At 49.0% G+C, this 15457-nt stretch carries 12 protein-coding genes; 5 read left to right on the top strand and 7 right to left on the bottom strand.

The window, feature by feature from the left end; all coding sequences use genetic code 11:
• Window positions 1-27 precede the first annotated feature (27 nt).
• The 3 genes from guaA to guaB are packed head-to-tail and all read right to left on the bottom strand — an operon-like array spanning window position 28 to window position 4162.
• A complete protein-coding gene (gene guaA / locus ACO0K2_RS08440; RefSeq protein WP_423017679.1) occupies window positions 28-1620 on the bottom strand; it encodes a glutamine-hydrolyzing GMP synthase in 1593 nt (530 codons plus the stop codon).
• 3 nt (window positions 1621-1623) lie between these two features.
• On the bottom strand, window positions 1624-2673 hold the full coding sequence (locus ACO0K2_RS08435; RefSeq protein WP_423017677.1) for a GGDEF domain-containing protein: 1050 nt from the start codon (window positions 2671-2673) through the stop codon (window positions 1624-1626).
• Between the two features lie 28 nt (window positions 2674-2701).
• Entirely contained in the window at window positions 2702-4162 is a 1461-nt protein-coding gene (gene guaB, locus ACO0K2_RS08430; RefSeq protein ID WP_423017675.1) for an IMP dehydrogenase, read from the bottom strand.
• Window positions 4163-4265: 103 nt separating this feature from the next.
• Here guaB and ACO0K2_RS08425 point away from each other — a divergent pair, with 103 nt between their 5' ends.
• Window positions 4266-4760, top strand: coding sequence for a DUF4124 domain-containing protein (locus ACO0K2_RS08425; RefSeq protein ID WP_423017673.1), 495 nt, complete (start codon window positions 4266-4268; stop codon window positions 4758-4760).
• Window positions 4761-4779: 19 nt separating this feature from the next.
• Here ACO0K2_RS08425 and ACO0K2_RS08420 read toward each other — a convergent pair whose 3' ends face one another.
• Together ACO0K2_RS08420 and ACO0K2_RS08415 are read right to left on the bottom strand one after the other, a co-directional pair.
• Window positions 4780-5073 (bottom strand): RnfH family protein, encoded by a 294-nt coding sequence (locus tag ACO0K2_RS08420; RefSeq protein WP_423017671.1) that lies wholly within the window; start codon window positions 5071-5073, stop codon window positions 4780-4782.
• Window positions 5063-5497 (bottom strand): type II toxin-antitoxin system RatA family toxin, encoded by a 435-nt coding sequence (locus ACO0K2_RS08415; protein ID WP_423017669.1) that lies wholly within the window; start codon window positions 5495-5497, stop codon window positions 5063-5065. The genes ACO0K2_RS08420 and ACO0K2_RS08415 overlap by 11 nt, the downstream gene beginning before the upstream one ends.
• 110 nt (window positions 5498-5607) lie before the next feature.
• Between ACO0K2_RS08415 and smpB the strand changes: the two genes are divergently transcribed.
• Window positions 5608-6057 (top strand): SsrA-binding protein SmpB, encoded by a 450-nt coding sequence (gene smpB, locus ACO0K2_RS08410; RefSeq protein ID WP_423017668.1) that lies wholly within the window; start codon window positions 5608-5610, stop codon window positions 6055-6057.
• A 17-nt stretch (window positions 6058-6074) separates the two neighbouring features.
• On the opposite strand, the gene ACO0K2_RS08405 is transcribed toward smpB, so the two are convergent.
• Entirely contained in the window at window positions 6075-6578 is a 504-nt protein-coding gene (locus ACO0K2_RS08405) for a hypothetical protein (RefSeq protein WP_423017666.1), read from the bottom strand.
• 181 nt (window positions 6579-6759) lie between these two features.
• Between ACO0K2_RS08405 and ompR the strand changes: the two genes are divergently transcribed.
• From ompR to ACO0K2_RS08390, 3 genes are all read left to right on the top strand, one after another.
• The gene (gene ompR, locus ACO0K2_RS08400; RefSeq protein WP_423017664.1) at window positions 6760-7533 is read left to right on the top strand and encodes a two-component system response regulator OmpR; all 774 of its coding nucleotides are present in this window, start codon (window positions 6760-6762) and stop codon (window positions 7531-7533) included.
• Window positions 7534-7553: 20 nt separating this feature from the next.
• Window positions 7554-8915 carry an ATP-binding protein gene (locus ACO0K2_RS08395; protein ID WP_423017662.1) on the top strand — a complete coding sequence of 454 codons (1362 nt, stop codon included), beginning with the start codon at window positions 7554-7556 and terminating at the stop codon, window positions 8913-8915.
• Between the two features lie 280 nt (window positions 8916-9195).
• The gene (locus tag ACO0K2_RS08390) at window positions 9196-9753 is read left to right on the top strand and encodes a DUF7010 family protein (protein ID WP_423017660.1); all 558 of its coding nucleotides are present in this window, start codon (window positions 9196-9198) and stop codon (window positions 9751-9753) included.
• A 199-nt stretch (window positions 9754-9952) separates the two neighbouring features.
• Here ACO0K2_RS08390 and ACO0K2_RS08385 read toward each other — a convergent pair whose 3' ends face one another.
• On the bottom strand, window positions 9953-15388 hold the full coding sequence (locus ACO0K2_RS08385; protein ID WP_423017658.1) for a hypothetical protein: 5436 nt from the start codon (window positions 15386-15388) through the stop codon (window positions 9953-9955).
• Between the last annotated feature and the right edge of the window lie 69 nt (window positions 15389-15457).

Raw genomic sequence — 15457 nt, 5'->3', positions numbered from 1 at the left:
ATAAAATCAGTAGGTTAAATAATAGCCTTACTCCCACTCAATCGTCGCAGGCGGCTTCCCGGAAATGTCGTACACCACACGGTTAATGCCGCGTACTTCATTGATGATACGGTTAGAAACTTTGCCGAGCAATTCATGTGGTAAATGTGCCCAGTGCGCTGTCATGAAATCCTGTGTTTGTACAGCACGCAGAGCGACGACGTAGTCATACGTACGACCGTCACCCATCACGCCAACGGATTTCACTGGCAAGAAAACGGCGAACGCTTGGCTTGTTGCATCGTACCAGCTCACTGGTTTTTCCGCTTTCGGATCGACGACGTTATTGCGCAGTTCTTCAATAAAGATCGCATCGGCTTTGCGCAGCAGATCGGCAAATTCTTTTTTCACTTCACCGAGGATACGCACACCCAAACCAGGACCTGGGAATGGATGGCGATACACCATACCGTGTGGTAGACCTAAAGCAACGCCGAGCTTACGCACTTCATCTTTAAACAGCTCACGCAATGGTTCGAGCAATTTGAGGTTCAGCGTATCTGGCAAGCCACCTACATTATGGTGACTCTTGATCGTATGAGAACCTTTCTTACCTTTACCAGCGCTTTCAATCACGTCTGGGTAAATCGTGCCTTGGGCAAGCCATTTTGCATTGTTGAGTTTTGCGGACTCTGCTTGGAAGACTTCGACGAATTCACGACCAATAATTTTACGTTTTGCCTCTGGGTCGGTCACGCCAGCCAAGTGTCCCATGAACTGTGCGGTCGCATCAACATGGATCACTTTCACACCCAGATTTTTACTGAACATGTCCATCACCATTTTGCCTTCATCGAGGCGCAACAGACCATGATCAACGAATACGCACGTCAATTGATCACCAATTGCTCGGTGGATCAACGCTGCGGCAACGCTACTATCGACGCCGCCGGACAATCCCAAGATGACTTCGTCGGTACCGACTTGAGCGCGGATAGACTCCACTGCCTCAGCGATGTAATCTGGCATATTCCAATCGGATTTACAGCCGCAGATGTCATGCACAAAACGACCGATGATGGCTTCACCTTGTACCGTATGTGTCACTTCTGGATGGAACTGCACTGCATAAAAACGACGGTCTTCGTCAGCCATCGCTGCGATTGGACAGTTATCTGTCGAGGCCATCAACTTGAAGCCTGGCGGCATTTCATTGACTTTATCACCGTGACTCATCCAGACTTTGAGCATGCCATGACCCTCTGGCGTCACAAAATCATTGATGCCATTCAACAAGGCTGTGTGGCTGCGTGCACGTACTTCAGCGTAGCCGAATTCACGCACCAGACCATTTTCTACTTTACCGCCCAGCTGCTCAGCCATGGTTTGCATACCATAGCAAATACCCAATACTGGCACACCTGCCTCAAACACTGCCATTGGCGCGCGCGGTGTGTCGCCTTCGGTCACACTATTTGGACCACCCGAGAGAATGATGCCTGCCGCTCCGTAGTTGCGAATAAATTCATCACTGACATCGTACGGATGAACCTCAGAAAAGACACCCGCGTCACGAACACGACGAGCGATCAATTGCGTGACTTGAGAACCAAAGTCAAGGATAAGGATTTTAGAATGCATAGTTCAAATTATCAGGTCAGGTTGCCCGGGCATAGCCTGCACAACAGTATTGTTTCCCGCACTCCTTGCAGATAGCAGGGCTTTTTCAGCTAAGCTGATTAACATTTCTGGATCCGCATCAGGATACGTATCCGTAGAAACGACGCCAGCACAAATAGAAATGGTCGTTTCTGTTTCTTGAATCATTTCGGGATGCACTTTGATTGCTAAGCGAATCCGCTCAGCGACCGCCATCACCACCAAATGGGATGCACCCGGTAACACAATCAATAACTGATCACTACCGAACCGCCCCATCGCATCGAAGGGTCGAATACACGATCTGACCCGACTCACCGCCCGAATTAATAATTGATCACTGACAGCAGCACCAAAAGCAGCACGTACTTCGTCGATTTGATCGACATAAACGAACAAGAGCGACAGGGGTTTTTGCGCTCTCACGCAACGCTCCATCTCAATTCGTAGTGAACGAGCGATTGCCACCTTGTTCCACGTACCCAACAGTGGATCGATCAAGGATTCACGTTTGAGATTCCTGTTTTGCTTGATCAATTCAATCTGATTTTGATAAAGCACTCCGAGCGCCAATTCGCGCTCAATTAAGGTGGCAAAATCAGTCAATAACAGGTGTTCACGCTCTGAAAATGCTTTTGTTTGGTAATCAATCAAACGGATGCACGCCACGAGTTTTGAATCTTGCCCATAAATCGGATAAGAAACGTAAAACCGAATGAATGGATCACCTGCGACAAAGCGATGACTAGCAAGCGCTGAGTGGGTAATCAAATCAGGAATAATGACGAACTCTTCTGTTAGCGGCAAACTATCAGAAAAACCCGCCTCCATCTCCGTGATTGACCGTCCACTTCCCCCAGAACGCCCGCTGACGTGGCCAAATGTCACGAAACAATTAGCCACTGAGAATAACTGCAAGCCCAACCGCTCAAACCGACCTATCTTCGCTTCAAACTTTTCGGTTAATAGCTGCTCAAAACCAGCATTCACCATTAAAGTTTTGGTAGAACTAAAGCCATCCAAGCTATCAGACATGCAGCACTCCCAGCAACGCTAGCAAAGGTTAGTCAGCACGGTAATTAGGTGCCTCTTTGGTAATCTGCACATCATGGACATGCGATTCACGCATACCAGCAGACGTAATTTCAACAAACTCAGCCTTCGAGTGCAGATCGTCGATGGAAGCGCAACCACAATAACCCATGGAAGAACGCACACCACCCACCAATTGGAAAAGAATCGCGAGGACACTACCTTTATAAGGAACGCGGCCTTCAATACCTTCTGGCACCAATTTGTCTGCATTGTTGGCGGAATCTTGGAAGTAACGATCAGCAGAACCATCCGCCATCGCACCCAAACTACCCATACCACGGTAAGACTTGTAGCTACGACCTTGGAACAGGATCACTTCGCCTGGTGCTTCTTCTGTACCAGCAAACATACTACCCATCATCACTGTGGATGCACCGGCTGCTAACGCTTTAGAGACATCACCAGAGAAACGCACGCCACCGTCAGCGATACACGGTACGCCAGTACCCTTGAGCGCATTAGCAACATTCGCAATCGCAGAAATTTGTGGCACACCAACACCAGCAACGATACGTGTCGTACAGATCGAGCCTGGACCAATACCTACCTTCACCGCATCAGCGCCGTGCTCGACGAGCGCCAGTGCCGCAGCGGCTGTAGCGATATTGCCACCGATAACTTGGATATGCGGATAATTGTCTTTTACCCAACGAACACGATCAAGAACGCCTTTTGAATGGCCATGCGCCGTATCAACGACAATCACGTCCACACCAGCTTTTGACAACAAATCAACGCGCTCTTCGTTATCTGGACCGACGCCAACAGCAGCACCAACGCGCAACTTACCCAATTCGTCTTTCGACGCAAACGGATGCTCGGTTGATTTCTGAATATCTTTCACTGTAATCAAACCGCGTAATTCAAACGCTGCATTGACTACCAGCACACGCTCCAAGCGGTGTTTGTTCATCAAGCGTTTGGCTTCGGACAAATCAGCAGATTCGTCAACATAAACCAATTTCTCGCGTGGCGTCATTTTGGCGCGTGCTTCCGCATCCAATTCTTCTTCGAAGCGGAGATCGCGATTGGTAATAATACCGACAACGACATTACCTTCAACCACTGGGAAGCCGCTGATGCCGTATTGCTGAGATAACGCGATGACTTCGCGAATCTTCATGCTTGGCGGGATGGTGATTGGATCACGCAAGACACCCGACTCAAAACGCTTGACCTTTGCCACTTCGCGCGCTTGCTCTTTGGCGGTCATGTTTTTGTGAATAATACCGATGCCGCCTTCTTGAGCCATTGCAATCGCAAGACGGGCTTCAGTCACTGTATCCATCGCAGCCGAAACCAACGGAATATTCAAATGAATATTACGAGTCAATTTTGTGGCGAGCGAAGTGTCTTTCGGGAGGATGTCCGAGTAAGCCGGAACGAGGAGCACGTCATCGAATGTGAGTGCTTTTTGAAGTAAACGCATAGCATTTCCTATAGGCGCAAAAGCAAATTATACAGAAAACTTGCGAACTCGTCTCGCTACGTGTAAAACTCTTGCATATTTTTATTATTTCCCAGAGAACACCATGTTGAAGCCTCGATCCTTATTCGCTTTCATTTTGACTACGATGACGTGTGCAGGCGCGTTTGCGCAATACGTATGGGTCGACGAAAAAGGCGTCAAACAATTCTCCGACACACCGCCACCTACTTCCGTGCCTAAAAACCACATTCTCAAGGCTAAAAACTCCCAAGACGTAGGCGCTGACAGCAGCACCTCCGCACCGACGACCAGCCCAGACACACCAGCACCAAAGCAGAACACAGTTGAAAGTCGGAACGAAGATTACAATAAACGCCGCGCAGAACAGGCCGAAAAAGAAAAAAAGGCGGCGGATGCACAACAAGCAGCCAACGAAAAAAATAAAAACTGCGAACGCCTCAAATCGTATCTCCGAACACTTGAAGCAGGCGTACGCATTTCCAGCACAGATAGCAACGGCGAACGTGCATTCTTAACCGATGATCAACGCGCAAAAGAATATGCTGATGCCAAAAAGGCAAGTAGCGCTTGCCAATAAGCAAGTTCCAAGTTGTCACTTAAGACTTCTGTTTCGCAGCGCGTCGACGGCGCGCCTCCATGGGGTCGGCCAATAACGGTCGATAAATTTCTATGCGGTCATGCGCGTGCAAGACGGCATCAAGCGATTTTAATTTACCAAAAACACCGACCTTCTGTGTTTTTAAGTTGATATCGGGTGACAGTTGCAATATCCCACTCAGTTGTATTGCTTCAGATAAGGTGCTGCCTTGTGCAATGTTGACTGTCAAAGAAATAAGACCAGACGCGCCCTGGTAACATACTTGGACAAGCATCTCCCCACTATGAGGCATAAACAGCCTCCGCGCGAGCGCAAAATGCATCAACAAAGCTATTTGTAATCTTACTAAAGACAGGACCAATTAATGTTTCAAGTAATTTACTTGAAAATTCGTAATTCAGATCAAACTCTATCTTGCAAGCGTCGGCGCGTAATTCGGTAAATTTCCACCGACCATTGAGCTGCTTAAATGGCCCTTCCACCAAATTCATCTCCATCGAATGAGGCGCTTGGTTGCTATTTTTTGTCGTAAAGCTCTGCTTGATGCCATGATAATTGATTGATAGTGTTGCCATCAAATCAACATCTGTACGTTCAAGCAACTTGACTTCACCGCACCAAGGCAAAAAATCAGGGTAATTTTCGACACGCTCAACCAACGCAAACATCTGCGCGGCGCTATAACCAATAAAAACTGTTTTATGTACGACTGCCATCCAGGGTAACCATTTGGTAGAATCACAAGTTCGCATTTTAACCGAGTCATCACCGTATCGAAATCATCAGTCAAGAAATTGATGCGGCAAAGTAACCTATTTTCATCCTAATGAGCATCGCTGATAACAAAAAAGCCTTTCACGACTATTTCATCGAAGAACAATTCGAGGCAGGCGTCGTCCTCCAGGGATGGGAAGTCAAAGCCATCCGCGCGGGACGTCTTCAACTCAAAGAAGCGTATGTCATCGTCCGCGACGGCGAAATCTTCTTATTTGGCGCGCACATTGGTGCTTTACCAACAGCATCAACACATATCCACCCGGATTCAGTTCGCACCAGAAAACTTTTATTACATGCAGCAGAAATCAATAAGCTGATTGGCAAAGTGGAACGTTCAGGGTACACCATGGTGCCGCTGAACATGCATTTTGTAAAAGGCAGAATTAAGTGTCAGATTGGTCTTGCCAAAGGTAAAAAACAACATGACAAGCGTGACACAGAGAAAGAACGCGACTGGCAGCGTGAACAACAAAAGATCATGAAACAACACCGCCGTTGATCATAGAGAATATCGGGCTACTTTTTTGCCCGATGTAATTCCTGCTCCACATCTTGAACCTGTTGTCTCAGTGCTTTGCGCTCTTCGGGGCTAAGTTTTGCTTTTCCCGAGCCAGCCTGGTTTTTTTCGGCACCTCCTTGCGAAGCGCCAGACCTTCCCTGCCCTCCAAGTTCATTGCTGGCATTAGCAAACCCGCTATTTTTCGGAAGGCCAGCATTTTGACGCATTCTTCCCCCGTCTTTCGCCGCTTTACCGCCAGACGTTGACCACCCTGCATTGGCTGCACCGCAAAACAGCAACACCATTAAACTAATCAATAACCTAGCATCTGCTAATTTCATCGCATTATCTATGGACTTGAAATACAAAAGAGGAAAAAACGCTGCTAGTAGAAAGCACCAAAAGACGATCACCCCATTTCCTGGAATCAACATCAACTGTTTTTTTGCGCACATCGGACTAGACAAATAAATAGTACCTGAAGCAACTATTTTTGCTTGTGAACAATAGTTAATCTTCACAAGACGTTGCGAAAAGTAGACCGCATAGCGTGCTGCAGAACCATCCGCGAACGAAAACCCATAGGACAGTGTACTGGTGGTCGCTGACATTTATCTTTCACGAATTGAAATAGATGTAACAGTTTGTAAGTGCCATGGGTAACTGGTTTCCAAGCAGTGTCGATGCCAGTAAGATAAACATATGAACACACTTCAAACGAACGCAGAAAACACTGCCACACCTCCAGTCAGTAACGCACCAAAAGCAAAGATTTTGGTTGTCGATGATGACTTACGACTTCGCGAATTATTACGCAGATATTTGACCGAACAAGGTTTTCACGTTGTTGGCGCCGAAAATTCTCAAACCATGAATAAATTGTGGATGAGAGAGCGCTATGACATGCTCATCTTAGATCTGATGCTTCCAGGTGAAGATGGCCTTACTATTTGCAGACGTCTGCGCGGTGCTGGAGATCGCACACCGATCATCATGCTTACCGCAAAAGGCGAGGAAGTTGATCGTATCATTGGCTTAGAAATGGGGGCGGACGATTACCTGCCAAAACCATTCAACCCACGTGAACTCGTTGCCAGAATTAATGCGGTATTGAGAAGAAAAACACCCGATGAGATCCCTGGTGCCCCATCTGAAGGTCCGCAAAGCTTCTCATTTGGTGAATTTACATTAGATTTAAGCACTCGCACACTCAAGAAAAAGGACGAAATGGTCGGCCTCACAACCGGCGAATTTTCGGTTCTGAAAGTGTTCGCACGCCATGCTCGCCAACCTTTATCGAGAGAAAAGTTGATGGAACTTGCCCGCGGTCGCGAATATGAAGTCTTTGACCGCAGCCTCGACGTGCAAATCTCACGCTTACGGAAATTAATCGAACCAGACCCGTCTAATCCTTTGTATATTCAAACGGTCTGGGGTCTTGGATACGTGTTTATTCCTGACGGTCAAAAAGCGTAAGTACGCCTGTTCACATGCAAATGCGGTCCTATCTTAATAGTCTTGAATGGCTACGAAGTGGTCTGTTTTGGCGTACGTTTTTTATGCTGGCAGCATTAGTCCTTGCCAGCATGACTGTTTGGTTTGTCAGCTTTAAGTCACTGGAGCGCTACCCACGCGCTCAACAATTGACTGCGCAGATTTCCTCGATTGCAACAATCACGCGCGCAGCACTCACCCACGCCGCCGTCGAGCGGCGTAAAGAGTTATTACTCGATCTCGCAAATAACGAGGGCGTCAGAATCTATCTCTTCAACGAGAGCGACATCATCGAGCCACCTGACCCTAGTGCATTTTTTACAGAGCTCAACGATCTGTTAAAGATCAAGATGGGCAAACAAACGCGATTTGCCAAGGCGGTCAATGGCGTCGATGGTTTCTGGGTGAGCTTTGATATTGAAGGTGATCAATATTGGTTACGTTTTGACGAAGACCGCCTTGAACCACCAATTACACTTCCGATTGTGAGTTGGGCGACAGCAACACTCGTCATCACTTTACTCGGCGCTGCGGTGATCTCAACATTGATCAACGGCCCCCTCTCGCGACTCAGTAACGCCGCGCGCCTACTCGCACAAGGGAAGCAGCCACAACCACTGCCGGAGTTAGGTCCGAAAGAAATCCGGGAAACAAATGCGAGCTTTAATAGTATGGTCGAAGACTTAGCCCGTATCGAGGCAGATCGCACCATTATTCTTGCTGGTATTTCTCATGACCTACGCACGCCTCTGGCACGTATGCAGCTCGAAGTAGAAATGGCATCATTGGATGAACAAGCCAGAAGCGGCATGCAATCTGACTTGGTGCAGATGGACGCGATCATTAGCCAATTCCTCGATTACGCCAAACCGATTGATAGCTTACGATTTGAAAAAATCAATATCAGTGAACTGTTACGGCAAGTGATTCAGGAGTACTCACGCGTCAACTATCTCCATATCCGCTCAGCGATTACGCCGGGTCAAATTATTTCAGGAAACTCGACTGAGCTCAGACGTGTTTTTATCAACCTTATCGAAAACGCATGTCGGTATGGGAAAAACCCTGATCAACTCAATACGGTGATTGAGATTCAGTGCAGCTTTAAAAATAAAGGCAAAAAACAGGGCATACTCGTCAGTTTTCGGGATTATGGACCTGGCGCACAAAGCGATGATCTCAATCGCCTCCTCAAACCATTCACCCGCGCAGATGCATCACGTAGCCAAGCGAACGGCTCTGGACTCGGGCTAGCGATCGTGGACCGCATCGTGCGTCGCCACAGGGGAAGAATGCGGATTTATAACCATGATCACCAAGGATTTGTTGCGGTCATGGTTTTTCCTGAAATTAAATTCAAGTGATGGATAGGTAGTCTGTTCATTACATGGGTCGGATCATCGACTACATTCATCAACGACTCCCCATCGCAACAGCAATCTAACGATAATAAATTGCTATTTCTAAACTTTTAACATACTGTTCTCTTTCAGAAACAGAGGCGATGGATAGCCAGCAGTTACTTTAAGGAAGAGAATACTCAGGTGACCCGCCACCGATCAGGTTATCAAGACGCACCCCATTGATGTTCTCACGTGCCATCTAAACCCTTCGGATAGCACATTTTTAGTTCAGGAAGAGCAAATGAAACTATTGATCACCGAAGCGCAACAACATGAGATGTGTCACGCCTATTACGATGGTGCTCCTGGCGTTCTCGTTTCCGGTCTTGTTTGGCTTACCGCGACCCTTGTTTGTAGCTTAGTTGGACTCCACCAAGCAGTGTGGACTTTACTGGTTGGTGGTGCACTGATATATCCAATCAGCGTCATCGTCACAAAAATGATGGGGCGATCGGCGAAGATAAGTAAAACGAATGCATTGAACCAGCTCGTCATAGCGTCAACCATATGGCTCATACTGTGCTGTGCAATGTCTTACGGTCTCTTCCTTTTGCGACCTGCACTATTTTTCCCAGCAATGATGGTGACGATTGGGAGCCGATACTTGGTTTTTGCGAGCGTCTATGGCAAATCCATTTTCTGGATATTAGGAGCAAGTCTTATTCTTGCCGGAACGCTCTCCTTATTCGTCGCAATCACTCCAGCAATTTCAGTGGGGCTCGGTGGATTAATTGAAATGGTATTTGCCAGCTTTATTTTCTCGAAAGCAACGACGTCACCACGTCCCGCTGAGGAATAGAGATAAAAAGATTTTTTGTCTCAGGGCGGATTGCGACCAAGAGTGTGACCCACGGCAAAGCCGGCTGATAACGGCTTCCCGCACTGGCGGCATCATAAAAAACCCGCCACATCGAACAGCCCCCCCCTACGCAATAAAAAACCCGCTATGACATCGCATAGCGGGTTGACGTGAGTCGCTTGCGTTTGAGTAGCAATGCTTAGTTGACTTTTGAACCAATTAAGGCAACTTGCACATCGGATTTCGCCTTCTCTCCGTCCGTAGCATCCATCTCATTTTTAGGCGTTACATCTTGTTTTGGTGCAAACTTTACGACCTGTTTTGGCTTCACTGTCGGTGTTGCTGGCATGACCAATTCATAGCTCAGTTGCATGTTGGCATTGACCTTTTGGGGAGCAACCGCACTAGAAGACACCATTTTAACTGGCGCATTGAGTGTCGTTGCTGAAATCTGAGGCTGGTAACTACCATAACCAAGGACCGCAGCACCACCAGCGATGCCCGCACACATTAACAATCCTGCCAATACGGATGGACGAAGACGTACACGTTCAGAGGTCATCGGTGCCACATCATCAGCAACAGAATCGTTGACATCCATATTCAGCGGCGCGTGAGATAAGACTTCTTGCGCTTGCTGACGCCACGCTTGAACATGCAACTGTTTTTGACGGACTTTACCAATTAACTCATGCGCTAATGCTTCTGCTTGGCGATATTCGTTGTCCAAAGCCAATTTAGCTTGCGCCTCTTCTTGCTCCATGGCCAGCTTCTGATCCGCCATCGCTTTTTCCAAAGCAATGAGTTCCGCTTGTTGCTGTTCTTCTTTCAAACGCATTGTTTCTAACAACTGTGCACGCAAAGCGTCATATTCACGCTCGTCGGCATTCGCTTTCATCGCCTCCTCTTGCGCCTGCTCCAATGCACGCTTAGCCGCACTCTGTTCAGCACGACGTTTGAGTAATAGATCAGCGAAAGCAGCTTCCTCTTCCTCTTGTTTCGCCAAATCAGCTAACAAAGCTTGCTCTTCCTTGATACGCAAAGCACGCTCATCGGCGATTTTCTTCTCTGCTGCAATACGTTGTTCCGTCAACGCAATCAGCGTATTTTCTTGTGCAATTTTTTCGCTCAGTAAAGTGTGAGCAATAGCAGCTTGTTCTGCTTGCAATTTTGCCGCTTCGGTCAATGCGTGCTCGAGTGCTAATTTCTCTTTGTCCGCCGCAACTGCTTGCGCAGCTTCCGCTGCACGTCGCTTACTTTGTGCTGCCAATTCTTGCTCGATGTGGAGTCGCTCTTCAGCGGCTTGCATCAGCATTTTTTCAGCGTCCATTTTTTCGTTAATCGCTTGCAGGGCTAATTGCTTTAACTGAGCAGCTTGCTCTTCACGTGCACGTTGTTCTGCGATGGCAGCAATTTCACGTTGAACCATTTCAGCATGCTGCGCCTCGGCTTGCTGCAAGGACAGCAATTCATTCGCCTGACTTTGCGCCAACTCAGCAGCCTGAACAGCGATCGATGCACGTAAAGACGCAAGCTCCGTTGCTTCTTTTTCTGCATTTAATTTCGTCTGCATGGCCACATTAGCCTCTTGCTCGCACTGAGCGCGCAGTTCGGCTAAGGCGAGATATTCTTTCTCAGCACGTTCACGCTGTTCTGCCTCATCGACAGCTGCTTGTTCAGCAACAATTTTTTGCTGAACAACACTTAACTCTTCCAACGCTGCAGCAGCGCGACGATTTTCTAATGCAACCAACGCTGCTGTTTCACGCAACTTTTCTTCTGCTGCCTCGGTTGCCAAATGTTGCGCTAACGCGTGCTCTCTCGCATTAAGCAAAATTGACTGTTCGGCTGCAAGTTGCGATTGCAGAGCTGCATTGGCGCGCTGTTCTTGCTCACTGCGCTCAGCACTAGCTTGTGCCAATGCTTGCTCCGCAGCGAGACGCTGCTCAACGGCGTGGCGCGCTTGCATTTCTGCATGAAGCTTCACATCCAGTTCAATACTGAGTTGCTGTTCAATCGCCAAACGTTCTTGCTCTGCACGGCTCGAAGCCAACAACAACGATGTTTTTTGCTCTAATGCTGCGGCAGCCTGGCGTTTGATCAGCGCTTCTTCGTTTGCTTTTTCTAACCACCGTTTTTCAGCTGAATTGAGTTCCTCAACGGCTTGTCGTGCTGCCTCGTCGCTTTGTTGGCGAGCATAAATCAATGCAACGTGTTCTTGTTCAACAAGGAGGCGTGCCTGCGCAGCTTCTGCAGCCGTTTTTTCTGCTGCTTCTTTTTCAGAAAGCATCGCAATCAATGCTTGTTCAGCCTCGTTACGTTCTTGTTGTGCCGCAGCTAATTGCGCCTCTTGCTGTAGACGTTGTGTGACCAACTTTTCCATTAACTTCTGCGCTTCTGCGTGGGCTGAAAGCTCTTGGTGTAAGGCACTTTCGGCTGCCAACGTGGCATCAGCAGCAAGGCGAGCGACACGTTCAGCATGGGCATTTGCTTCTGCAAATTCTTTTGCTTGTGTTTCACTCGCCAACCGGCTACTCACTTCTTTTGCAATTGCTTGTTCAGCGAACAGTTTTTGTTCCGTCGTTGCGAGCAATGCCGCATCAGCCGAAGCGCGTTGCAAAATAACTTCTTCTAACTCAGAAATGCGCCGATTTTTTTCGACCAAGAGTTGATGTGCTTTATGTTGGCTTTCTGCGTAGGCCTTTACCTGCTCTTGGAGGGCTTTTTCTGCTTGTAACTTCGCAGCAGCCAACTCACTTGCCTCCTGCTCAGCTAACGCTCTCGCTGCGGCAATTTGCGCCTGCTCTTCCTCGGCTTTCGCTGCTGCCAGGGCCGCGGCATGGGCTAACTTCTCTGACGCCAGCTTCTCTTCGGCAGCTTGCGCCTCTTTGCGAGCCGCTTCGGTCTTTTCCGCTTCCAACGTTGCATGCAACGTGAGGGCTGCAACCATTTGTTGCTGTGACTTCACCTTTTCTTGCTCTAAGCGAGAGAGTTGTGCAGCCGCTTTTACGCGGGCTGCAGCCGCTTCAGCAGCTAACTGTTCAGCGTGTGCTTTGGCAGCGATTTCTTCTTCGAGCTTACGTTCTTCCGCCAACTTCTGTTCTGCTGCAGAACGCAGGCGGCGCTCTGTCTCTAGTAAAGCGAGATGTTGGTTACGCTGCTCTTCTTCGGCCTTCGCTTTTGCATGAAGCTCTGCAGTCAATTGTTTTTCAGCTTCGAGTTTTTGACGAATCGAATTCAAAGCAGTTTGCTCAGATTCAGCACGTAATTTCAGTGTCTTGCCTAACTCTTCTGCTTCAAGCACTTTGGCTTGCGCTGCATTGAGGGCTTCTTTTTGCAATTGCGCGTGTTCCTGCATCTTCAACAACCGTGCTTGCTCTGCCTGAATCATGGCGACGCGGGCTTGCCGTGTTTCTGCTTCTTGTTGTTGACGTGCTTGAAGGAGTGCAACATGTTCGCGATCCGCATGCGCTCTCGCAATCACTTCTTCTGCCGTCGCCTGCTCTGCCTCGAGCTTTTCTTGCGCAGCGTTAATGGCTTGCTTTTCTGCTTCATTACGCACCTGTTCGGCACGCGTTAATTCAACAGCTTGACGGCTTTTCAGCTCTGCCATCGCGGCGGCTTTACGCTGCATCTCCTTTTGGATTTCGGCATGCGCTAGCGCCTGCTTTTCAGCTTCTGCTGCAAGTTCAAGCGCAATACGCTGTTCGCGTTCAGCCTGCTCTTTCGCTTGGGCCAACGCTTTCATCTCTTCTTCGAGACGTTTTTTATTTTCAGCTTCTGCTTGTGCAGCCTGTTCGATCGCAAGTTTCTCTTCTGCTGTTTTCAGCATTTGCTGAACTGCTTCTGCGCGACGACGCTCAGCGTCAAGTTTTTCATCGAGTAACTCCATCGCCTTCGCCTCATCTTGAGCACGCTGCTGCTGAACACGTAATAATTCCGTCACGTCACGGCTTTTCTTTACCGTCGCCTCTGCCATACGTTGCTGCAAATCAGCCTGTTCCATGGCTTGTTCCAGGGCGATTTTTTCTGCTGTGTACTCGGTCTCTTGAGCAATTCTTGCAGCCCGTTCCGCCGCTTCTTGCATGCGCATTAATTCAGCATGGGCTTGGTCTGCCTTGGCACGGGCATCTGCCTCTTCAGCCTTCTTCCGCTCTGCCAAGAGTTTCTCTTCCAGCGCTGCGGCTGCCTTTTGTTCGGCTTCAACACGTTTTTGCTCTACCAGGATCAATTCCTGCGCACGTTTTGCCTTTAATTCAGACGCTGCATTAGCACGTCGCAACAATTCCGCCTGGAATGCACTTGCACTTAATGCTTGCTGTTCAGCATCAGCCTGCTGACGCGCAGCTTCTACGGCGACGCGTTCTATGTCGATTCTTTCTTGTGCTAATTTCGCTGCGCGTTGCTCTTCTTGTACCCGTTGGCGAGCGATCTCTGTCGCTTCTTGATCTGCAAGACGGCGTTGACGCGCTTCCTCTGCAGCCTCTGCTTCGGCTTGTGTTCTTGCTTTCGCTTGGGCGTCGGCCTGTTGCTCGCTCTCGATGCGGTTCATTGCGGTCGATTGCAACTCACGCTCGGCGCGGATCCGAGACTCCGTCACCTGACGAATTTTATCTTCTGCTTCACGGCGCGCTTGCGCAGTGGCCGCCGCGGTTAATTCAGCCTGTTCACGGCGACTTGCTGCCACCTGAAGATCGTGCTCTGCCTGCATCCGCAGTTGAATTGCTTCTGCTGCACGACGTTCGGACTCAACGCGTGCTTGTGCAATTGCATCATGTTCTTGTTCGATCGCGACGCGGGCGAACGCCTCTTCGCGTGCCCGCGCTTCGAGGGGTGCACGGTTAAGCGCAAACTCCAGCGCCATGGCTTCCGCTTGTTCACGTTCTTTGCTCGACTGCAACGATTCGGAACGAGCTTTCATCAACGCTTCTGCCGTCTCACGCGCCTCACGTTCACGACGTTCCCGCTCCCGAGCGAGTTCAGCGATGCGTGCATCCGCACGGGCGCGTTCCATCGCCTGCTGACGTGCATCCTCGGAAGCAGCAATTCGTTCCACTGCCCAACTACGCGCTACTTCCGTCTCTTTACTGAGCGTGACGGCGGTTGCCTTCGCCTTTGCAGCGATTTCCTGCTCGGCTTTGAACTGCATTTCTGCACGCGATTTTGCTTCTTGTTCTAGTTTTTGACGTTGTTCGGCTTGTGCACGGGCACGACTTTCCATCTCTGCCCGCTCTTGTAATTCTTTTGCAGCTTGTTCATTGGCTGCGATCCTTGCCATATTGGCGGCCTGAGATTGCTTTTCAGCCAATAAACGTTCACGGCTACGTTGTGCTGCTGCCTCTTCTAATTGCAAATTTTGCTGTGCCAATTCAGCGGTCTCTGCTTCGACTTGCGCGCGCGACTCGGCCAATACGCGTGCATGGGTCTCTGCTTTCAAACGAGATTCGGCGGCGACGGTTGCACGGGCCTCAGCCTCAACGCGAGCAATCGCTTCGCGGATACCTTTCACATCAATACGTGAATTAGACTCGAGCGCGTCAGGAGAAGATAAAAAATCTTCTTTCTGATCGGCATGACGATCAAGGGAGAATCCTCCCAAAGAAAATTTATTTAACAAAGTCTCATTGCTGTCCATACGTCACTCCTGATTTGGCAGTCGCTCCCGTGACGGCCGGCCTAGCCGCCCCGGAACTTCTTACCCTGA

Origin of the sequence: Undibacterium sp. MH2W (assembly GCF_049340215.1) — a bacterium.
Lineage (GTDB): Bacteria > Pseudomonadota > Gammaproteobacteria > Burkholderiales > Burkholderiaceae_D > Undibacterium.
This window is presented reverse-complemented; position numbering and strand designations above follow the sequence as displayed.

Bases quoted from the DNA above. Each gene is read 5' to 3' on its own strand.
- guaA (WP_423017679.1), bottom strand. From the start codon at position 1,620: ATGCATTCTAAAATCCTTATCCTTGACTTTGGTTCTCAAGTCACGCAA.
- ACO0K2_RS08435 (WP_423017677.1), bottom strand. From the start codon at position 2,673: ATGTCTGATAGCTTGGATGGCTTTAGTTCTACCAAAACTTTAATGGTG.
- guaB (WP_423017675.1), bottom strand. From the start codon at position 4,162: ATGCGTTTACTTCAAAAAGCACTCACATTCGATGACGTGCTCCTCGTT.
- ACO0K2_RS08425 (WP_423017673.1), top strand. From the start codon at position 4,266: ATGTTGAAGCCTCGATCCTTATTCGCTTTCATTTTGACTACGATGACG.
- ACO0K2_RS08420 (WP_423017671.1), bottom strand. From the start codon at position 5,073: ATGCCTCATAGTGGGGAGATGCTTGTCCAAGTATGTTACCAGGGCGCG.
- ACO0K2_RS08415 (WP_423017669.1), bottom strand. From the start codon at position 5,497: ATGGCAGTCGTACATAAAACAGTTTTTATTGGTTATAGCGCCGCGCAG.
- smpB (WP_423017668.1), top strand. From the start codon at position 5,608: ATGAGCATCGCTGATAACAAAAAAGCCTTTCACGACTATTTCATCGAA.
- ompR (WP_423017664.1), top strand. From the start codon at position 6,760: ATGAACACACTTCAAACGAACGCAGAAAACACTGCCACACCTCCAGTC.
- ACO0K2_RS08395 (WP_423017662.1), top strand. From the start codon at position 7,554: ATGCGGTCCTATCTTAATAGTCTTGAATGGCTACGAAGTGGTCTGTTT.
- ACO0K2_RS08390 (WP_423017660.1), top strand. From the start codon at position 9,196: ATGAAACTATTGATCACCGAAGCGCAACAACATGAGATGTGTCACGCC.
- ACO0K2_RS08385 (WP_423017658.1), bottom strand. From the start codon at position 15,388: ATGGACAGCAATGAGACTTTGTTAAATAAATTTTCTTTGGGAGGATTC.